Origin of the sequence: Enterococcus sp. GC34 (genome assembly GCF_040886645.1) — a bacterium.
Taxonomy (GTDB): Bacteria; Bacillota; Bacilli; order Lactobacillales; family Enterococcaceae; genus Enterococcus; species Enterococcus faecalis.
The window spans coordinates 195,382-216,197 of record NZ_JBFOEF010000003.1 but is presented as its reverse complement, the minus strand read 5'-3'; the positions used below and the strand labels follow the sequence as shown (position 1 = coordinate 216,197).

The window sequence follows — 20,816 nt, the reverse complement described above, 5'->3', positions numbered from 1 at the left end:
TTTTAGCGAATAATTTAAATTTTTATCAGAATGAAAGCAAGGGGCCTTCGTTGACAAATCAGTGAAGAGATGCTAAATTCTAGATAATAAAAGACGAAAAGAGGGATTCGTGCGTTGAAAATTTAAGTTAATTTTTTAGAGAAACTGTATAACTTTGCCTGAATATAACGGGTGGAGTGTGCGGATTTTCGGAAATTAGCTTAAAGAATTCAGCCACGGGTCTTTTTGTATACCTTGGATTGATGCCGCTGATTTCCGTAAAGCTGCATCAATTTTGCTTTATGGAGGTATATTTATGTCGAAAATTGAACTAAAACAACTATCTTTTGCCTATGATAATCAAGAAGTATTGCTTTTTGATCAGGCAAATATCACGATGGATACCAATTGGAAATTAGGATTGATTGGCCGCAATGGCCGTGGGAAAACAACCTTATTAAGATTGTTACAAAAGCAGTTGGATTACCAAGGAGAGATTCTTCATCAAGTCGATTTCGTCTATTTTCCACAAACAGTTGCAGAAGAACAACAGCTCACTTATTATGTCTTACAAGAGGTGACTTCTTTTGAACAGTGGGAATTAGAACGAGAATTAACGCTTTTAAACGTTGATCCTGAAGTTTTATGGCGGCCCTTTTCTTCTTTATCAGGCGGCGAAAAGACGAAAGTTTTATTAGGTCTTCTTTTTATTGAAGAAAATGCCTTTCCTTTAATTGACGAGCCAACAAATCATTTAGATCTAGCTGGCAGACAACAAGTGGCTGAATATTTGAAGAAAAAGAAACACGGATTTATTTTAGTCAGCCACGATCGGGCATTTGTTGATGAAGTAGTTGATCATATTTTGGCGATTGAAAAAAGTCAATTGACACTGTATCAAGGGAATTTTTCTATTTATGAAGAGCAAAAAAAATTAAGAGATGCTTTTGAACTGGCAGAAAATGAAAAAATCAAAAAAGAAGTCAATCGCTTGAAAGAAACCGCTCGTAAAAAAGCGGAATGGTCGATGAACCGTGAAGGTGATAAGTACGGCAACGCTAAGGAAAAAGGAAGCGGGGCGATTTTTGATACAGGAGCCATTGGTGCCCGGGCTGCGCGCGTAATGAAGCGTTCGAAACACATTCAACAACGCGCCGAAACACAATTAGCAGAAAAAGAAAAACTATTAAAAGATCTTGAGTATATTGAGCCTTTGTCAATGGATTATCAGCCAACGCATCACAAAACATTATTGACGGTGGAAGAGCTTCGTCTGGGCTACGAGAAAAATTGGCTATTTGCGCCAATTTCTTTTTCAATAAACGCGGGAGAAATTGTCGGAATAACAGGAAAAAATGGCTCAGGAAAATCGAGCTTAATTCAGTATTTATTGGATAATTTTTCTGGGGATTCAGAAGGCGAAGCCACTTTGGCTCACCAATTAACCATTTCTTATGTGCGCCAAGATTATGAAGACAATCAAGGAACTTTATCCGAATTTGCAGAGAAAAATCAGTTAGATTACACCCAATTTTTAAATAACTTACGAAAACTTGGGATGGAGCGCGCCGTTTTCACTAATCGAATTGAACAAATGAGTATGGGGCAACGGAAAAAAGTCGAAGTAGCCAAATCATTGTCTCAATCAGCTGAACTTTATATTTGGGATGAACCCCTTAATTACTTGGATGTGTTTAATCATCAACAATTAGAAGCGCTAATCTTATCTGTGAAGCCTGCAATGCTAGTGATTGATCATGATGCACATTTCATGAAGAAAATAACAGATAAAAAAATTGCCTTGAAATCATAAAAACATCTTGAAAAAGTAAAGGGAATCCTGTATAGTAATAGGGTATGTTTTAAATGTACGTTGAGTGGGAGGGGAAATCTCAACCCCATTAACCACGCACGAGAACTTAAGGAGGTATTTTCGTGGCTAAAAAAGTAGAAAAAATCGTTAAATTACAAATTCCTGCGGGGAAAGCAACACCAGCTCCACCAGTAGGTCCAGCGTTAGGTCAAGCAGGTATCAACATCATGGGATTCACTAAAGAATTCAATGCTCGTACAGCTGACCAAGCAGGCTTGATTATTCCAGTAGTAATCTCTGTATATGAAGATCGTTCATTTACATTCATTACTAAAACACCACCTGCTGCAGTCTTATTGAAAAAAGCTGCAAAAATCGAAAAAGGTTCAGGTGAACCAAACAAAACTAAAGTTGCAACAGTTTCAAGCGATCAAGTGAAAGAAATCGCTGAACTTAAAATGGCAGACCTAAACGCCGCTGACGTTGAAGCAGCAATGCGCATGGTTGCAGGAACTGCACGAAGCATGGGTATCATCGTAGAATAATTTTTATTCCACACTTACTCAAAGAAGTAGCTTCTCAGTTCGTTTCATATTTAAAGATATGAAAGACGTGGGAGGTACAACCGTTATAACCACAATCAAGGAGGAAACAAAATGGCTAAAAAGAGCAAAAAAATGCAAGAAGCATTGAAAAAAGTTGATGCTACAAAAGCTTACTCAGTTGAAGAAGCAGTAGCTTTAGCAAAAGATACAAACATCGCGAAATTTGACGCAACAGTTGAAGTTGCTTACAAATTGAACGTTGACCCTAAAAAAGCAGACCAACAAATCCGTGGAGCAGTTGTGCTTCCAAACGGAACTGGTAAAACACAAACTGTTTTAGTATTCGCTAAAGGCGAAAAAGCTAAAGAAGCTGAAGCTGCTGGTGCAGATTTCGTAGGCGACGACGACATGGTTGCAAAAATCCAAGGTGGATGGTTCGACTTTGACGTAGTTGTTGCGACTCCTGACATGATGGCTACAGTTGGTAAATTAGGCCGTGTCTTAGGACCAAAAGGTTTAATGCCAAACCCTAAAACTGGTACTGTAACAATGGACGTTACAAAAGCTGTTGAAGAAGTTAAAGCTGGTAAAGTAACTTACCGCGTCGACAAAGCTGGTAACATCCACGTACCAATCGGTAAAGTTTCATTTGATAACGAAAAATTGGTTGAAAACTTCAACACAATTAACGACGTATTATTGAAAGCTAAACCATCAACTGCTAAAGGTCAATACATCAAAAACATTTCAGTAACAACAACATTTGGACCTGGAATCCACGTTGACCAAACTTCTTTCTAATTTGAAAGAAAATAATTAAAAAATTCTTGACTCACTCACTTACCCTATGGTAAAGTGAGTGAGGTTAATAATTAACTGTACCGAAGACAGTAGGTGACGCAAGTCTTAATTTCCTACCGAGGACAATTGTTGAGTTATATACAATTCGGTCCCTCTATGTCTACGGTGGCATGGAGTTTTGTTGTTTTACACGACTTTTTAAAAAAAGCCGATATAAAACAATACTTGGCGAACGAAGTGAGCGAAGTTTCATTTGATTCTTCTACTTTACATATCGTAAACCAAGTCCAACTCCACCATCAAAATCAGGAGGTGAAATAAATGAGTGAAGCAGCAATCGCTAAAAAAGAAAGCCTAGTTCAAGCAGCCGCTGAGAAATTTGAATCAGCAGCATCAGTTGTAATCGTGGACTACCGTGGTTTAACAGTTGAAGAAGTCACTAACTTACGTAAACAATTACGTGAAGCAGGCGTAGAAATGAAAGTCATCAAAAACTCAATCCTTTCTCGTGCAGCTAAAAAAGTTGGTTTAGACGGCTTAGACGAAGTCTTTACAGGCCCAACTGCTGTCGCATTCAGCAACGACGATGTAGTAGCACCAGCTAAAATCATCGACGAATTTGCTAAAGATGCAAAAGCATTAGAAATCAAAGGTGGCGTCATCGAAGGAAAAGTTTCTTCAGTGGAACAAATTACTGCGTTGGCAAAACTACCAAACCGCGAAGGTTTACTATCTATGCTATTATCTGTATTACAAGCGCCAGTCCGCAACGTGGCTTACGCTGTCAAAGCAGTGGCAGAGAAAAACGAAGAAGTTGCTTAATTGCAGTCTAATTCAAACAAATAAAAAACAAACAATTTTAATTTAAATGGAGGAAATTCAAAATGGCATTAAACATTGAAAACATCGTTGCTGAGTTAGAAACAGCAACTATCTTAGAACTAAGCGAATTAGTTAAAGCTATCGAAGAAAAATTTGACGTATCAGCAGCAGCTCCTGTAGCAGTAGCTGGACCAGCAGCAGGTGGAGCAGCAGAAGAACAAACTGAATTCACTGTTGAATTAACAGCAGCTGGCGATCAAAAAGTTAAAGTTATCAAAGCAGTTCGTGAAGCAACTGGCTTAGGCTTGAAAGAAGCTAAAGCTGTAGTTGATGGCGCTCCTGCACCAGTTAAAGAAGGCGTTTCTAAAGAAGAAGCAGAAGCTTTAAAAGCTGCTTTAGAAGAAGTTGGCGCTTCAGTAACAGTAAAATAATTCATTCAACTTTTGAATGTTCGAGAACCCTTGTGTGGCAAGGGTTCTTTTTTATTAAGCTTTTAAATGGTGGTAAAGTTAGTGAATTGATTGTCAAAATAAACTTTTCGTTTAATAAAGATAAGTATTCATAGCTAAAGAGAAAATCCAGAGGATCTTAACCTCTGGATTTGATAATTTCTATAAGTTCTCGTTACCAATATTATTTGATAAAAAGCAAATTATTTAAATAATGATTGAATAGTAGGTCTAATTCTTTTTATTCTTTATAATGAATATACTGACTAAAGATAGTAAGATGATTCCAATGATGGTAAATAAAACTGATTTTTTTTCGCCAGTACTGGGAAATATCCCCTTTTTGTGCTCAGTTGAACTTGATGTAGTAGCTTTCTTCGAACTGCTTGTAGTTGTTTGTAATGTAGATTCTGTATTAGTAGTATCCGAAGAAACACTTTCAGCACTTTGATTAATTGACGTATAATCGTTTGCTTTTATTTTATCTGCCATTGATGCTAAACCATAATCGCCACGAACATCAGATGGATAATTTTGGTTAGCGTAGTCTACCTTGACTTGATTAATTAAATCGATGAGTGTTTGATCGCTTAAATTATTTACAACATCACTATTTAAATCATATACATAAATTAACGAAAGTCGAATTTGAGGTAAATAATTTTTTAAGTCATCAATCGTTAATGTTGAGTAATCTGTAGAGTAGGAGTCCTCCGGGATAGGTTTCTCACCATATAATTTAGTAATCATTCTTGCTGTTCCACTGATGTCTTGGTTTACAAAATGAAACGAAACTTTTTTTGCGTAGGCCAGTTCGTCATCAGATAAACGATTTATCAAGGTTTCTGTTAAACCATACATACCTACGTAATTAAGAAGTGTTTGACGAAGCGATGGAAGTTCCTCGCTTTCAGCTGTAAGTGCTGTTGAATCAGTTGAAGCATTAATTGTTGTTGCCGAAGTTTCTTGCGTTAAAGAAGTAACTGTTGACTTTTCCACAGAAGCTTCATTAGCCGAATCTTCTGCCCATACATTAGAAACTGATAGTGTGGCAAGCGAAACAAAACAAAAGAGTCCTAAAAACATTTTTTTCATTTTAATCATTCCTTTCGTTACCTATTGTAACATTTTCGAAATGTTTTTGTAACAATTAAATATTAAGAAAAGCTTAAGAATATATACTGGGTGATAAAAAATATAAATTTTAAACTGTTAATCTATCAAAAAAACGATCCATAGAGAGCATTACATTAGTGTCAAAATATTTCAAAGGTGTTGGTTATAGAAGTACTGTATTCGCTTAATGGTAGTTTCGAGTAAATTAGTCATTATATAAAAGATTGACAAGTATGCTGCATAGCGAAAACTCGTCAATCTTTTAAAAGGATAAAAATACAGATTTAAGAATAATGACAATTTATTTTAAGTCAAAAACTGTTGACGATATTGTCGAGGCGTCATCTCTTTTTTCTGGAAGAAAAATTTTGAAAAATAAGAAGGCGAAGAAAAACCTGCTTCAAAACTGATTTCCGTGATGGTTAAGGAACTTTTTCTTAACAGAGAACAGGCTTTTTGCAATTTTAAGTTTTGTACATAAATACTAGGATTTGTTTGTTCATAACGCTGAAACAGCTTAAATAAATAGCTACGATCAATGTTATATTCAGAAGCTAATTGACTAATTGAAAGATTGTTTGAAAAATTTTCGTGAATAGTCATTTTAATTTGGTTAAATAATTGTTGGCTTTGATTTTCGTGCTGTGTAACGGAATGATGCTCTAGATAATTCAACAATTGAAAGCTTTCACTTAAACTGCCAAAATGATTATGTTTCTTCGCTTCTTGGTAAATATTTTTAAATAAACTTTCTAATTTCTTATCAACAGTTCCTTTTAAAATACAATTTTCGGTAGTCAGGCCTATTTTTTCTAAATACTGAGACGAAAGATCTCCAACAAAACCGACCCAATGATAGGTCCAAGGATTTTGCCGATTAGGATAATAAATATTGCGACAATTGGCTGGAATCATAAACAAATCGCCAGCGGTAATGTGTTGTTTTTCCATAAAGGGTGTTGAAAAATAGCCTTCACCATCGCTACAATAATGCAAAACCCAATAATTAATAGGGGCAAACTCAGTTGGTTTTGTCGGGCGGCATTTTTCATAGCCAGCTTCATAAAGATGAAATTCTTGGCTAATAGGTTGATCATTAATCAGGATGCTGACATTATTTGTAAAAACATTTTGCATGCTATCACCTCTTTATAAGAGTATGTAAAGGCTTTCTAAAAGTCAACATCTTTACAAGAAATAGGCAACATTTTTTATTTTTAAAAAACTGTAAGCGTTTTACAATGTGTAAGTACTAATTAATTTGATAAAGAGAGGATGTAGTAAAATGGCAACACATTCACGGGAACGATTAGGTTCTGTCGCATTGATGCTCATGACTTTTTCAGCGGTTTTTGCCTTTCCCAGCATTGTCAACAACAGTATTCAGATTGGCCTAGCAACTATTCCAGGCTATTTATTCGGCTCTATTTTTTACTTTTTACCATTTATTCTAATGATTGCAGAATTTGCTTCTGCTAATTCTGAGAATGAGTCAGGTGTTCACAGTTGGTTGGAATCTGTGTTAGGACCTAAATGGGCATTTTTAGGCGCTTGGTCATATTTCTTTGTCAACTTGTTTTTCTTCTGTTCATTACTACCGAATACATTGATTTATGGTTCATACGCTTTTTTAGGTCAAAACGTTTTTCAAGGAAACCATAGTACTAAAATAATTGCAGTGATTTCTATTCTGTTATTTTGGTTAATGACATGGGTTTGTATTAAAGGGGTTTCGTGGATTTCGAAAGTGACTAGCTTAGCGGGTGGTGCTCGTTTATTTATGGGCGTGGCTTTTGTGGTTTTAGCCTTTGTCGTCGTGTTTGGTTTTGGCAATGAGCCAGCACAAGAATTTACCACGACGTCAATTATGCCAACTTTTAATTGGACTTTTTTCATGACGATGGCGTGGATTTTACAAGCTGTTGGCGGTGGTGAAAGTATCGGCGTATACATTAAGGATGTTAAAGGCGGCAATAAAACGTTTGTCCGCACGATGATTGGTGCAACGATTGCGGTCGGTATCATGTATATTCTTGGTGCCGTTGCTGTAGGTTTGGTAGTGCCAACGGACGTCTTAAAAGGAAATTTTTCAAATGGTATTTTTGATATCTTTAAAATTTTAGGTACGTATTTCCATATTCCCGCAGCAATGATGGTGCGCTTAGTAGGAATTATCTTATTTGTCGGAAGTCTTGGTTCTTTGGCTCTGTGGACGGCAGCACCAGTTAAAGTATTTTTCTCAGAAATTCCTGATGGGGTCTTCGGTAAGTGGCTAGTGAAAACGAACGAAGAGGGAAATCCAACCAATGCTTTGTTAGTTCAAGGAATTATTGTGACGATTTTAGTTGCCATTCCAGCATTAGGAATTGGAAATATGGATAGCTTTTTAGAAACGTTAATTAATATGACAGCTTCTACGTCATTAGTACCTGTCTTGTTCTTGTTAATCGCCTATATTGGGCTTCGTTGGAAAAAAGAAACAATGCCGAGAAGTTTCCGCTTTGGTAATCGAACCTTTGGCTTAATTGCGGGGATTTTCTTATTAGCCATTTTTATCTTTGTATTCTTTATGTCAACTGTGCCGGATCCAAAATTAATCATGGAAGAAATCAATGGCACGTTACCGAAAGGAACCGCTAGTCCACTGGGCATGTTGGCGTATAACATCATTGGTTTAATTGTCTTTATGGGCTTTGCTTGGATTTGCTGGAAACGGTATGAAACAAAAGAAAAAAATGAAGTTGGTAAAGGAGAAATGGATTATGAAGACTTGGGAAAATTATAAAGTAGATAGTATCAATCGGTTGCCTGGACGAGCACATTTTTCGAGCTTTCCTTCGAAAGAAACAGCCTTACTAAATGAAAATAAATATACACAAGCATACAAAAATTTAAACGGACGCTGGCATTTTCTTTTTTTAGAAGCGCCAGAATACAGCCCAGAAAACTTTTTTGCGACGGACTTTGATACAAGCCAAATGGATCAAATCACTGTTCCTGGAAATTGGCAAGTCCAAGGATATGGCAAAATGCATTACTCTGATTTATGGTACAATTTTCCCATTAATCCGCCGTATGTACCAACGGAAAACCCAACAGGTATTTACAAACGGACATTTGCTATAGATGAAACATTTCATGATAAAAAAATCATTTTACGTTTTTGTGGCGTAGATTCAGCTTATCATGTTTGGGTGAACGGCCATGAAGTTGGCTACAGTAAAGGTGCACGAAATGAAGCAGAATTTGACATTACGCCTTACGCTAAAATTGGTGAAACAAATGATTTAACGGTGCGAGTCTATCAATGGTCAGATGGTACGTATTTAGAAGATCAAGATATGTGGTGGTTAAGTGGTATTTTTCGTGATGTTGAATTACTTGGTGTACCAGAAAATGGGCTGGAAGATTTCTTTATTATTTCCGATTTAGATGATTCGTATCAAAATGGCCACTTGGCAATTACCGGTAAATTTTGGCAAGACAAAGGACAACAAGTTCAATTGGAGTTGATGGATCAGCAGGGAAAAACGGTTCTTAAAGAGACTGTCGCAGGAAATCAAGGTACGGTTGAATTTTCAGCAAGTTTACCGTCTGTCACTGCTTGGTCAGCGGAAAAACCATACTTGTATCAGCTATTTATCACTGTTTTTTCTGAAGGGGAAGTCGTCGAAGTTATTCCGCAAAAAGTTGGTTTCAGAAATATTCATGTATCTGGTGAGACTTTCTTAGTCAACGGTGTGGCCATTAAACTAAAAGGAATGAATCGTCATGATTATAATCCGAAAAATGGTCGAGTGGTTAGTCGTGAAGAAATTGAAAAAGATATTCGTTTAATGAAACAATTTAATATTAATGCCATTCGAACCAGTCATTATCCAGCATCTGCTTATTTCTATGATTTATGCGATGAATATGGAATGTATGTGATTGATGAAACTGATTTGGAATGTCACGGCTTTGAATTAACTGGAGAATATGATTGGATTAGCAACGATCCAGAATGGGAAACGGCTTATGTTTCTCGGATGGTACGGATGATTCAACGGGATAAAAATCATCCATCAATTCTCTTTTGGTCGTTAGGAAATGAATCTGCGTTTGGTCATAACTTTATTGAAATGGCCCGTATTGCCAAAGAAATGGATCCGACACGCTTGGTCCATTATGAAGGTGATTTTGAAGCAGAGGTCACGGATGTCTATTCTACAATGTATACGTGGTTGGAACACCCAACTAGAGAATTACTGATGAATACGATTATTGAAAATTCAAAAAAACCGCATATTTTATGTGAATATTGTCATGCGATGGGGAATGGCCCTGGGAATTTAAAAGAATATCAAGAGCTATTTTATGCTCATGATAAATTACAAGGTGGCTTTATTTGGGAATGGTTTGACCATGGCATTGAATCGGTAACAGATAACGGTGAAGTTTATTATCGTTATGGCGGCGATTTCGGCGATGATCCAAGTAACAAAGATTTTTGTATTGATGGGATGTTGATGCCTGACCGTACGCCATCTCCTAGCTTGTATGAATACAAAAAAGTCATTGAACCCATTACAACTAGCGCTATTGACGTTCTGTCAGGTGAATTCTCATTATTGAGTCGTTTTGACTTTGAAAACTTGGCTATCTTTAAGCTGGTTTATACAATTACTGAAGATCAAACAGTGATTCAATCAGGGACAGTAGCAGTGCCAGCAATTGCTGCTAGAGCAGAAGGAAGACTGCACTTACCTTATCATTTAGATTTTCCTAAAAAGGCAGGAGCCGCCTATTATTTAACTCTTTCATATCAATTGAAAGAAACGACCGCCTATGCATCTGCTGGTCATGAATTAGCTACCGCACAGTTTGAATTGCCAATTGCAACACCAGGGATTGAGATCACACCAGTTGGCACGTTGATGGCAAAGGAAATTGGCCCTCATTTATACATTGAAGGACCAAACTTTTCAATTAATTTTGATAAAGTGAAGGGCGCCTTAACGAATGTGACACGAGATGGTAAAAAACTATTGCATAAAGGGCCGAAATTTACATTTTGGCGGGCACCAATCAGTAATGATATGGAAATTATTGATGAAATGAAGAAGAAATATTTCTTACATTTAGAGCATGAAATTGTCCGTTCTTTTGAGTGGAAAAAAGTTGATGATTTTATCCAAGTCATCGTAAAAACAATTAACGGAACGACTAACAGTGCTTGGCATTATCAATGTACCTATCAGTATTTAATTGCACCAAATGGCGAAATTTTCTTCGACTTAAAAGGTAGTCCTGCTGGTAAAATTGAAAATGCGCCAGATATGTTACCACGTTTGGGTGTGACTCTCCATTTAGACAAGTCTCTATCAGAAGTAAAATATTTCGGTAAAGGGCCGAGAGAAAACTATGTAGATTCACAAGAAGCTGGTTTACTTGGCGTTTATGATGCTACAGTGGCGGAAATGTTCACTAATTATGTTGTTCCACAAGCCAATGGTAACCACATGGCGACTAAATGGTCCGCATTCACGGATGATCGCGGCCAAGGGGTAGTAGCAACAGCGGCTGATTCATATAATTTTAGTGTTTCTTATTTTGAAGAACAAGCGCTAGATGTTGCTAAGCATACCAATGAATTACAAGAAAGTGAGTATGTTGTTTTAAATATCGATTACAAACAAAACGCCCTAGGTAGCTACTCTTGTGGCCAGTGGCAATTAGAAAAATACCGGACTACGTTTGAAGAATTCCAATTGGCATTCCGCTTAACACCTTTTAATAATAAAGAGATTCAAGCAGCGGATGTCGCACATGAACGAGTAAAACGACCAACGATTTCTTAAATAAAAGCTCAGAACAGTGCACTTCGGTCTCCTGTTCTGAGCTTTTTTAATGAAATTATCAGAAATTATTGCTTTTTTTTCATGGAAACAAGCAAACTATTTTGTTATCTAATAAAAGTAGTCCATAATAGTAACATAGCGAATTATTCGCTAGATAAAGCATTTAGGAGGAATTATTTTATGCATACTTTATGGGTTTTAATCGTTGGTGCTGTTATCGGTGCTATCGCTGGCGCGCTTACAAGCAAAGGTCAATCAATGGGTTGGATTGCGAATATCGTTGCCGGTTTAGTTGGTTCATTTATCGGAGAAAAAATCTTAGGTAGCTGGGGTCCTCACGTAGCAGGTATGGCAATTGTGCCATCAATTATTGGGGCAGTAATTTTAGTTGCTGTGGTTTCATTCTTCTTCGGACGAAAAAATAGCTAATTAAGTAAATAATTGTTTAATTAGTTAAAGGCACCAAGTCTCACGAATTTCGTGAAACTTGGTGCCTTTTTTTATTTTCTCGTTAATTTTACGACAACTTCACAACGAGCGGTTTGTGGAAACATATCAACAGATTGTAAATAGTTTACTTGATATACTTTGGCTAATTGAACTAAATCACGTGCTAACGTGGATACATTACAAGAAATATACACCATTTTCTTAGGTGGTTGTTTCAAAAGGGCCGTTAATAATTTACGATCCAAACCAGTCCGTGGGGGATCAACTACAATGGCATCAGGTTTAAAACCTTCTTTGAACCATTTAGGTAATAAGTCTTCAGCTGTTCCAACAGCATAATGTGTGTTCGTAACACCAAGTCGTTTTGCATTGAATCTAGCATCGTCAATTGCGGCGGGAATGGTATCCATACCACGAACTTGATGTGCTTGTTTCGCTAAACTTAAGCCAATGGTCCCGACGCCACAATAAGCATCAACAACAGTTTCATTTGGTTGTAAATCTAAGGCCTTGATTCCTTCATTATATAAAATTTCCGTTTGTTCTGGATTCAATTGGAAAAATGCTCGCGGCGATAAATCAAAGACAACGTCGTTAATGTGTTCTTCAATGCTTTCTTTGCCCCATAAGTGAAGGGTATCATCACCCATTACTAGAGAGGTTTTTTTATTTTGAACATTTTGCATAATAGAAACAACTTCTGGTAATTGTTCATTAATTGCGCGAACCATTTTTTCTTTTTGTGGAAATTTCTGCGATTGTGTAATGAACACTACTTGGACTTCGCCAGTTTGGATGCCCACTCGAACCATTAATGTTCGAAAGATACCACTATTTTTACGTTCATCATAAATTGGTAATTGAAAGTCATTCAATAAATCAACTAATGTATTCATCACCTTGGTTGTCGCAGGCTGTTGGACCAAACAGTTATCAATCGGTACTAATTGATGTGAATCAGCTTGATAGAGACCAGCTTCTACTTGGCCATCGATTTGGCGTAATTGGAATTGGGCTTTATTTCGATAATTCCAAGGATTCTCCATCCCAATTGTTTTTCGTAGTTCATAGTTTTGATAATTGACTGGTTTAAATTTGTTAAGCGCCTGCTTCAATAAATCTTTTTTAAAGTCTAATTGTGCTTTGTAGGCTAAATGTTGTAGTTGGCAGCCGCCACATGTTTCATAGACAGGACAAGGAGGGACCACGCGATCTTTAGCAGCTTTTTTGACAGATTGAAGGGTTCCTTCAGCAAATTTGGGTGTAACATTTGTGATCGTGGCAGTCACTTCTTCTTTGGGTAGCGCCCCAGGAACGAAAATAATTAATTTTTTATAATAGCCGATACCTTCGCCATTAATTCCTAATCGTTTAATTTTTAAAGAAATTTGTTGGCCTTTTTTTACTAGTTGTTGGGTCATATTCTTTCATCCTTTAGTCATCTCACATTTTTCACTTCCTCCCATTTTAGCACATTTTTATTTATTTGGCTTCCAAGGATTCTATGGTATAGTAGAATATATGTTCTGATTTAGAGGGGCAGGAGAATAAGATGACAACAATCACACGAATTAGTAAAGATAAAGGTGAATTTTACCTACTTTGGCTATCTTCAGGCGAAAAACTGCGTGTCTCGGAAGATATTTTAGTACGGCAGCGTCTGCTAAAAGGCCAAGAGTTATCAGATACTTTAATAGAAGAAATAAAAAAAGCCAGTTCTTATGATGTCGGGTTACAAATGGCGATGAATTACTTAAGCTATCAATTACGTTCAAAGAAAGAGATTTTTACTTATTTAAAAGAGAAAGAAATTGTACCTGAAGATCGAGTAAAAATCGTTCAACGTTTAGAAGAGCTACGGTTGTTGGATGATGCAATTTTTAGTGAAAGTTACGTACGGACAGCTATGCGAACCAGTGATAAAGGACCACGAAATGTGGCACAACAATTAAAGCAAAAAGGCATTAGTGAAGAAGATATTCAGCATGGCTTGACCTTTTATACGTTAGATGAACAGCTTAATGTTGCCACAGCAACTGCAGAAAAGGCCATGAAACGCTATCGAACTAAAAGTTTTAAAGATGCACTACAGAAAACGCGTCTGCATCTGATGCAAAAGGGCTTTACAAATGAAATCATTGATCTAGCTTTGGAATCTTTAGCTTTTGAAAAGGACGAAGAACAAGAACAACAAGCGTTAAACAAGGAAGGCGAACGTTTATGGCGTGCTAATCAGCGATTTGATTTTTCTAAAAAAGTCCAAAAAGTCAAACAAAGCTTATTCCAAAAAGGGTTTGACTATGATTTGGTTCAGCAATTTATTAGCGAAAAGGAAGTAGAACATGACGAATAAAGAGCCTTGGGAGGCGTGGAGTCCCGAAAAAGTTAGTTCATTCCAGGAAGATTTTTTAGCTTGGTATGAACGAGAAAAACGCAATTTACCTTGGCGAGCGAATACAGATGCGTATCGTATTTGGATTTCTGAAATTATGCTACAACAAACTCGCGTAGATACAGTCATTGATTATTTTTATCGATTTATGGAATGGTTTCCGACGATTCAAGATTTAGCGGAAGCGCCAGATGATAAGTTGTTGAAAGCTTGGGAAGGGTTAGGCTACTATTCACGAGCGCGTAATTTAAAAGTGGCAGCGCAACAGATTGTTTCAGAATTTGGTGGGAAAATGCCTGACACAATCGAAGATATTCGGAGTTTAAAAGGAATCGGCCCCTATACGGCTGGTGCGATTGGCAGTATTGCCTTTAATTTACCCGAACCAGCAATTGATGGTAACGTCATGCGGGTAGTGAGCCGTTTATTTGAAATTGATGCAGATATTGCAAAAGCGAGTAATCGTAAAGTATTTGAAGCGGCGATGCTTAAAATCATCGATCGTGAGCGTCCAGGGGATTTTAATCAAGCCTTAATGGATCTAGGCTCAGCCGTCTGCACCCCAACTTCACCTAAGTGTGAAAGCTGTCCGCTTCAGCAATATTGTGCGGCCTATCAGGCAGATAAAATGACCGCTTATCCAGTTAAATCAAAAAAAGTTAAGCCGAAAGATGTGTATTATGTCGGCACTATTATTGAAAATAAAAAGCAAGAATTTTTATTAGAACAACGCCCTGAAACCGGTTTGTTAGCCAATATGTGGCTGTTTCCGATTGAAGAAATTAGCAAAAAACAATTTCAACAATTGCAAAAAATGGCGCAACCAGCAGAAACGGAAAAACAATTAACTTTAGAGTTAGAGCCTGTAACAGAGCCTTTGGTCGCTGAAGAACCTGTCAATGTTTTTGCTGACTATGAAACAGTTGTCTGGCAAAAACGTGCCTTAGGCGAAGTCGTTCATATTTTCAGTCATTTAAAATGGCATATCTTAGTCTTTTATGGCCGAAATACAGGCGAATTAGCCACACTAGAGTCGCAGCGATGGGTGGCAGCACAACAATTTTCAGAGTATGTTTTTCCAAAACCACAGCAAAAAATGGTGGAATTGTTCAAAAAAGAACACAAAAATAAATAACAAAAAAGAGAGGCTTTTAAACAAACAAGCCCCTCTTTTTTGTTTCCTCTAGGTTATACCCCTATATAAATTCTGCTATGTTTAGTTTTGAAGGGGACTGGTAAGATAGACTTGTCTCTTGTCTGCTTAGAGGAGTAGTAATGATGGTGGAGACTTTTCAAGAGAGAGGAAGTACAGCCAATGAGTAGGAAGCGAAAAATCAGCTTAATTAGTTTAGTCATCATTTTGTTTTTTGTCACAGTCGGCTCAGCATACTTTGCTGTAGCGGGTAGCTATTTAAAGAAAACGATTGATAAAGGCTATGTCCCCATAAAAAATGATTATACTGAAGCGCAAAATAAAGATAGTCAATCGTTTTTGGTCATGGGTCTAGACAATACAATTGAACGGAAATTAGGCACAACTAGGACTGATGCTATGATGGTGATTACCGTGAATAACAAGACGAAGAAAATAACCTATTTAAGTTTGCCACGGGATAGTTTTGTTCAAATTGATGCGAAAAATTACCAAGGGATGCAGCGAATTGAAGCCGCCTATACCTACGATGGACCAACAGCTTCTGTTAACACAGTTGAGAAATTATTGAATATTCCAATCAATCATTACGTTGTGTTTAACTTTTTATCTTTTATTAAGTTAATTGATGCAGTTGGCGGCATAGATGTCAATGTCAAGCAGGCGTTTGATGGTGTCACCAAAGACGGGCCAGGATCCATTCATTTTGATGCAGGGAAACAGCATTTAGATGGTATGAAAGCTTTATCTTATGCCCGTGAAAGACATAGCGATAACGATATTATGCGTGGATTCCGACAACAAGAAATTATTCAAGCAGTTGAAGACAAGTTGAAATCTGGTCAATCAATCATGAAAATAATGGACATTATTGATTCGTTAAATGGAAACATTCAAACTGATGTGGATTCCAATGAATTGACTCATTTAGTCAAAGAAGGTTTGACTTGGACCAATTATGATAAACAACAGCTTTCTTTTGACTGGCGCACTTTTAGTAATGAAGGGCGCAGTATGGTTGAACTATATCCAGATAGTATTGAAAATGTCCGTCATCAATTACGCGTGTCTTTAAATTTAGAAAAGCCAGATGAACGAGATCAAGACGGCTATGTCTTCCATACGAACGGTGAATTTTTATATCAAAGTGATTATACCGTTCAAGATGAAGCAGCTGAGGAAAACGAAATGACTTCCATCAACGGCAATACGTATATTGGTGTTCCTGGCAATACACAGACTGGCCCGTTGCCATCAGTTAAAACGGAAAATGGCTTTATAAAATAATTTATTTTCCAAGTCTAGAAAATCCGAACATAACAGATTAAGTAATCCGCTTACTTATTATTCTTCTAAGGAAAAAACGAAGGATTTTAGCAAGAAAACAGCGTATCATTTGATATAAACCCAACATTCCCTTTATAATGAAAGTAACAAGCAAATTTTTGTTACTTAGAAGGGGAAGGGAGCAAGGAGTTATGTTTAGTTATACAGATACCATTTTGTCAATTATGCAAAGAATTGAAGTATACAACGAAATTTTCAAAGCCATCTCTAAAGAAGTTCAAGAATACGGTTGTAATCAGGCTGCACATCGGAGAGGCCGTGACACTTATATGTTTTGCCGAAATAATGTGAATCGTTTTTTTACAGAAGAAATGATGTTTCGTAAAAATTTAGAGCCGTATTATGATAAAGAAGCAACGAAAATCTTGCTAGAAGGATTAGATACGTATAAAGAAGGAGTATTTTTCTGGTTAGAGGCATTAAGTGAATCTTGCCAAGTGACAGATGAATTGAAATATCAATTAGGAATCCGCCAAAAAGAATCCTCTTATTTATTAATTAATCAAGCTTGTAAAGAAGCCTGTGAGGGCATTCAAAGCGCTCATAGTGTTCATAAGATGTAAAAAGTTAGGGATAGCTGTCAATCTGGCAGTTATCCCTAACTTTTTTATTTCAATATCATCTGATAAGCATAACGTTCGCCATCGTTAACATCTAAAATCACGTCACCTTGATAAACAAAGCCAGCTTTTTTAATCAAGTGCTGCATAGCGAGATTTTGTGGATGTGTATCGATTCGAATATCAGTAGCACCTTGCAAACGAGCGGCTGTAATCAGTAAGCGCAAAAGCACCAAGGCCAGTCCTTGACCTTGAAAGGAACTTTTTAGAGCAACACGGTGAATTGCTGTATACGTAGCTTGGGAATGAGGTTGCCAAGAACCATTAAAAATCGCTTCATAAGCAGGATCAATCTCCGAACATAAAACACCAACGCCTGCCAAGGCATTATCAACCATTAAAATATAGCAAGTTTGCTGGTCGATATCTTTTGCTAAAATTTCTTGATTCGGGCCATCGCCGTTTTGCCATTGGGGAATGCCACTTTTTTGTAAGGTGCGGCGTCCATCTTCAATGATAGCAAGGATGTCAGGCAAATCAGAAGGTTCTGCTTTTCTTAAGTAAACAGTCAAAAAATATTCCCTCCTCTTAGAACCCTGTTGTTGTTTTCAATTGGTAAATTTTTGAAGGGCGGCCAATGCCAACGGGACGTTCACCTAACTCTTCAAAATATTGTGTCATGGCTTTTTTAAAATTTGAATGGTCAATGCTGCGATAATCAACGCCGAGGAACTTCGCAAAAACCTTACGGGCTTCCGTAATGGTGAAATCTTTTCCTAAGACTTGAAGCACTTGCGGTTCATGTTCCATCTTATCAACAACACGATTAAACGCCTTAATTATAATTTCACTATGGTCGAAGGCTAATGTATCTTTACCAAGAGAGGCCGCTGTTTTCAAGTCTAAAGTAATTTCCACATCTTCATGAGATAACGTGATGTGTTGACCATGCCGTTCAAGATTGAACCAGTGGACTTCTTTGGCATCGTCGCCAGCAATTAAAGGTTCTTCACCAATAAAGGCTAAATAGCTGACTGTCACGACCCAGCCACGAGGATCTCGATCTGGGCGACTAAAGCTGTGTAATTGTTCAATATTTTCTTGAGAAATCACCACACCAGTTTCCTCTTTTGTTTCTCTTAAAACACTATCTTCAGTAGATTCGTTGCGATTAACAAAACCGCCAGGAAGCGCCCATGAGTTTCTAAAGGGGTGACCTTTACGTTGAATCAGTAAGACTTTTAATTGATCGGCTTCCTTGTTGTAACAAAGAAGAACCATATCAACGGTTAAAGAGGGTTTTTCATATTCAGGTAATTCTTGTTGATGATACCAAGTTAGAAACTCTGCTAAGCTAGCTTGGCGTTCATAATAATTTTTTTCTTCGGCTTTAGAAGCAAATTGTGGCACAATTGCTCCTCCTTTCAAAAAGAAACATGGTTTTCTTTTATTGTATCATTAAGTGGCTGAAATACAACATTCAAGCGTAAAAAGAAAAGCAAGCCTGGGACAAAAATCCAAAGTGATTTTTGTCCCAGGCTTGTACTATAAGAAGTTTGTTCTAAACGTTGTTTATTGTGTTAATTCTAATAATTTATTTTTCAAATCTTCTTCCATATGGCCAAGCTCGATTTCGGCAGCTTGGCGTTTTTCTTTTCCTTCTTGTTGAATACGTAATGTTTCTTGGATAGTTTCAATTAAATCATTTTGTGTTTTTTGTAATGTTTCAATATCGACTAGGCCACGTTCGTTTTCTTTTGCTGTTTCAATTGCAGAAATTTTTAGCATTTCTGAATTTTTCTTCAGTAAGTCATTGGTGGTTTCAGAGACTTGACGTTGAGCAGTCACAGCATCTTTTTGACGGAGTAAGGTCAAGGCGATGACTACTTGGTTTTTCCATAACGGAATCGCTGTATTCACCGATGATTGAATTTTCTCAGCCAAAGCTTGGTTAGTATTTTGGATTAAACGAATTTGTGGGGCTTGTTGAATCGTAATTTGACGAGCCAAGCGTAAATCATGGGTTCTTTTTTCTAAACGGTCTAGGAATTGGTTATAATCATTAACAATTTGGACATCCATTTGATCTCCAGACTCTTCCGCTTTTTTCATGGCTTCAGGGATAATTTGCGTCCGTAGTTCTTCTGCTTTTAATTCCCCAGCGGCAATATAGATGTTTAAGGCATCAAAATAATCTTTATTTTTTTGATACAATTGATCTAACATGGCATTATCTTTTAAAAGACCATCTTTTTCATGGGTTAATTTGACAGCGATTTTGTCAATTTGCGCACCAATTTTTTGATATTTGGCGGTAATTTCGTAAACGGATTGTTTGACTTTACCTAACATTTTTTGAATAAAGTTGCCTTCGCCAGCACGTAATTCATTGGGATTGGCTTCATTTAAACGAAACATTAAATCGGTCAGTGAATCACCAACAGGACCAATGTCTTGTGCTTGAACGTGGTTTAACATCGCTTGCGAAAATTCGCCAAGTTTGATTTGGGCATTTGAACCATAGGTAATTACTGCTTGTGAATCTTGAACGTCAATTTTTGAAGCTAACTCTTTTGCTTGGGCTTGACGTTCTTGTGGTAATTTATCAATTAAACGAGGAGCTGCTTGCTGTTCTTTTAACTCAGATAGTTCATTTTGTTGCGTTGGTGTTAGTTCATCCATTGATGAAAATGGATTACTTAATAAATCGTCCAATGTATTGGTTACAGATGTTGTTTCTTTGGGTTGTTGCTCAGTCATTTTTTTTCCTCCCTAATGATTATTGCTGGTCTTCGTTTACTTGAGGTGATTCCTCAGTTGCAGCTTTTTGCGACAAGCTGCTTTTAGCGATCGACATTTCGACATCTAAATCGTCTAAGTCATCGGAAACGATTTCCTCATAATCATTTTTAACTAATTTTGACAATTGGTCAATGATTTGTGCGCTTTCTTCTAATTTTTCATACGTTTGTTTGTTTTTTACTTCATGTTGTTCGATTTCTAAATGTTTACTTGTTAAGTCAACGATATTTGGTAAATGTGTGTAGAGAAAGTGATTGGCTAAGTGTAACTTTTTAGGTTCTTTCACTAACTCTTTAAACAGAGCTTTAGAAACCTTCGTTGTATCATTACGTAAGTCAATCGCCCGTAATTTAGTTGAACGATTCATGTTTTCTTGTAATTGTATGATTTGTTTTTTGGCTGTGCTCATTGTACTTCTGAAAAAATCAATTTCTTGTGGAGATAACCCCAACTCACGATAATGGGCTTCTTTATCTTTCGTTAAGTAAGGCATTTGATCGCTCTTGTCGGCGGCATTTTTCTTTTTTCGATAGAGAACGAATACTAAAAAGCCTACCAGAATCACAAAAGCGAAGAAGCCATATTCTCTAGCGACAGCAATGATTAAGGCTCCTAAAAGAATATAGCCAATCAGTAATTTTGTATTTAATTTGTTCATTTATATAGTTCCTCCTATCTATCTAATCCTCGAAAGAGTCAGCTCTCGTTACAATAGTTATTTTAGCATACTCTGTGAGAGAAAAGACA

At 37.0% G+C, this 20,816-nt stretch carries 20 protein-coding genes and 1 other annotated feature; of the genes, 13 read left to right on the top strand and 7 right to left on the bottom strand.

Features of this window, described 5'->3' with window-relative positions; translation table 11 throughout:
• The first annotated feature begins 295 nt into the window (after positions 1 to 295).
• From lsa(A) to rplL, 6 genes are all read left to right on the top strand, one after another.
• Entirely contained in the window at positions 296 to 1,792 is a 1,497-nt protein-coding gene (gene lsa(A) / locus AB3I72_RS04705; protein ID WP_104806376.1) for an ABC-F type ribosomal protection protein Lsa(A), read from the top strand.
• A 122-nt stretch (positions 1,793 to 1,914) separates the two neighbouring features.
• A complete protein-coding gene (gene rplK, locus AB3I72_RS04700; protein ID WP_002356424.1) occupies positions 1,915 to 2,337 on the top strand; it encodes a 50S ribosomal protein L11 in 423 nt (140 codons plus the stop codon).
• A 111-nt stretch (positions 2,338 to 2,448) separates the two neighbouring features.
• Complete coding sequence (gene rplA, locus AB3I72_RS04695; RefSeq protein WP_086279886.1) at positions 2,449 to 3,138, top strand: 50S ribosomal protein L1; 690 nt, start codon at positions 2,449 to 2,451, stop codon at positions 3,136 to 3,138.
• Positions 3,139 to 3,200: 62 nt separating this feature from the next.
• Positions 3,201 to 3,330, top strand: a sequence feature (ribosomal protein L10 leader region).
• Positions 3,268 to 3,459 (top strand): hypothetical protein, encoded by a 192-nt coding sequence (locus AB3I72_RS04690; RefSeq protein ID WP_104842350.1) that lies wholly within the window; start codon positions 3,268 to 3,270, stop codon positions 3,457 to 3,459. Its footprint overlaps the feature before it by 63 nt.
• Positions 3,460 to 3,960 carry a 50S ribosomal protein L10 gene (rplJ, locus tag AB3I72_RS04685; protein WP_002388423.1) on the top strand — a complete coding sequence of 167 codons (501 nt, stop codon included), beginning with the start codon at positions 3,460 to 3,462 and terminating at the stop codon, positions 3,958 to 3,960.
• A 62-nt stretch (positions 3,961 to 4,022) separates the two neighbouring features.
• Positions 4,023 to 4,391 carry a 50S ribosomal protein L7/L12 gene (rplL, locus tag AB3I72_RS04680; protein ID WP_002382519.1) on the top strand — a complete coding sequence of 123 codons (369 nt, stop codon included), beginning with the start codon at positions 4,023 to 4,025 and terminating at the stop codon, positions 4,389 to 4,391.
• 249 nt (positions 4,392 to 4,640) lie between these two features.
• Here rplL and AB3I72_RS04675 read toward each other — a convergent pair whose 3' ends face one another.
• Both AB3I72_RS04675 and AB3I72_RS04670 read right to left on the bottom strand, forming a co-directional pair.
• Positions 4,641 to 5,513: an LPXTG cell wall anchor domain-containing protein gene (locus AB3I72_RS04675; RefSeq protein ID WP_176944508.1), complete on the bottom strand. Its 873-nt coding sequence runs from the start codon at positions 5,511 to 5,513 to the stop codon at positions 4,641 to 4,643.
• Positions 5,514 to 5,831: 318 nt separating this feature from the next.
• The gene (locus AB3I72_RS04670) at positions 5,832 to 6,662 is read right to left on the bottom strand and encodes an AraC family transcriptional regulator (protein ID WP_086279895.1); all 831 of its coding nucleotides are present in this window, start codon (positions 6,660 to 6,662) and stop codon (positions 5,832 to 5,834) included.
• A 148-nt stretch (positions 6,663 to 6,810) separates the two neighbouring features.
• Here AB3I72_RS04670 and AB3I72_RS04665 point away from each other — a divergent pair, with 148 nt between their 5' ends.
• The 3 genes from AB3I72_RS04665 (at position 6,811) to AB3I72_RS04655 (ending at position 11,794) form a co-directional block, all read left to right on the top strand.
• Positions 6,811 to 8,310, top strand: a complete 1,500-nt coding sequence (locus AB3I72_RS04665; RefSeq protein ID WP_002359464.1) for an amino acid permease — start codon at positions 6,811 to 6,813, stop codon at positions 8,308 to 8,310.
• Positions 8,243 to 11,365: a beta-galactosidase subunit alpha gene (gene ebgA / locus AB3I72_RS04660; protein ID WP_002397876.1), complete on the top strand. Its 3,123-nt coding sequence runs from the start codon at positions 8,243 to 8,245 to the stop codon at positions 11,363 to 11,365. Before AB3I72_RS04665 ends, ebgA begins: the two co-directional genes overlap by 68 nt.
• 180 nt (positions 11,366 to 11,545) lie before the next feature.
• On the top strand, positions 11,546 to 11,794 hold the full coding sequence (locus AB3I72_RS04655) for a GlsB/YeaQ/YmgE family stress response membrane protein (RefSeq protein WP_002356434.1): 249 nt from the start codon (positions 11,546 to 11,548) through the stop codon (positions 11,792 to 11,794).
• 71 nt (positions 11,795 to 11,865) lie between these two features.
• Here AB3I72_RS04655 and rlmD read toward each other — a convergent pair whose 3' ends face one another.
• Positions 11,866 to 13,236, bottom strand: coding sequence for a 23S rRNA (uracil(1939)-C(5))-methyltransferase RlmD (gene rlmD / locus AB3I72_RS04650; protein ID WP_002382523.1), 1,371 nt, complete (start codon positions 13,234 to 13,236; stop codon positions 11,866 to 11,868).
• A 131-nt stretch (positions 13,237 to 13,367) separates the two neighbouring features.
• Here rlmD and recX point away from each other — a divergent pair, with 131 nt between their 5' ends.
• The 4 genes from recX to AB3I72_RS04630 all read left to right on the top strand — a co-directional run bounded on the left by recX (position 13,368) and on the right by AB3I72_RS04630 (position 17,270).
• Positions 13,368 to 14,168 (top strand): recombination regulator RecX, encoded by an 801-nt coding sequence (recX, locus tag AB3I72_RS04645; protein ID WP_002367194.1) that lies wholly within the window; start codon positions 13,368 to 13,370, stop codon positions 14,166 to 14,168.
• On the top strand, positions 14,158 to 15,342 hold the full coding sequence (gene mutY / locus AB3I72_RS04640) for an A/G-specific adenine glycosylase (protein WP_002367193.1): 1,185 nt from the start codon (positions 14,158 to 14,160) through the stop codon (positions 15,340 to 15,342). The genes recX and mutY overlap by 11 nt, the downstream gene beginning before the upstream one ends.
• A gap of 180 nt (positions 15,343 to 15,522) precedes the next feature.
• Entirely contained in the window at positions 15,523 to 16,647 is a 1,125-nt protein-coding gene (locus AB3I72_RS04635) for an LCP family protein (protein ID WP_368023625.1), read from the top strand.
• Positions 16,648 to 16,784: 137 nt separating this feature from the next.
• Positions 16,785 to 17,270 (top strand): hypothetical protein, encoded by a 486-nt coding sequence (locus AB3I72_RS04630; RefSeq protein ID WP_002356444.1) that lies wholly within the window; start codon positions 16,785 to 16,787, stop codon positions 17,268 to 17,270.
• A 44-nt stretch (positions 17,271 to 17,314) separates the two neighbouring features.
• Here the strand turns inward: AB3I72_RS04630 and AB3I72_RS04625 are convergent, their stop codons facing one another.
• From AB3I72_RS04625 to AB3I72_RS04610, 4 genes are all read right to left on the bottom strand, one after another.
• A complete protein-coding gene (locus AB3I72_RS04625; protein ID WP_002367191.1) occupies positions 17,315 to 17,839 on the bottom strand; it encodes a GNAT family N-acetyltransferase in 525 nt (174 codons plus the stop codon).
• A gap of 16 nt (positions 17,840 to 17,855) precedes the next feature.
• Positions 17,856 to 18,695, bottom strand: coding sequence for an NUDIX hydrolase (locus AB3I72_RS04620; protein WP_002384084.1), 840 nt, complete (start codon positions 18,693 to 18,695; stop codon positions 17,856 to 17,858).
• 144 nt (positions 18,696 to 18,839) lie between these two features.
• Positions 18,840 to 20,027: a toxic anion resistance protein gene (locus tag AB3I72_RS04615; protein ID WP_002356447.1), complete on the bottom strand. Its 1,188-nt coding sequence runs from the start codon at positions 20,025 to 20,027 to the stop codon at positions 18,840 to 18,842.
• Between the two features lie 19 nt (positions 20,028 to 20,046).
• Complete coding sequence (locus AB3I72_RS04610) at positions 20,047 to 20,727, bottom strand: 5-bromo-4-chloroindolyl phosphate hydrolysis family protein (protein WP_002356448.1); 681 nt, start codon at positions 20,725 to 20,727, stop codon at positions 20,047 to 20,049.
• Positions 20,728 to 20,816: the final 89 nt, after the last annotated feature.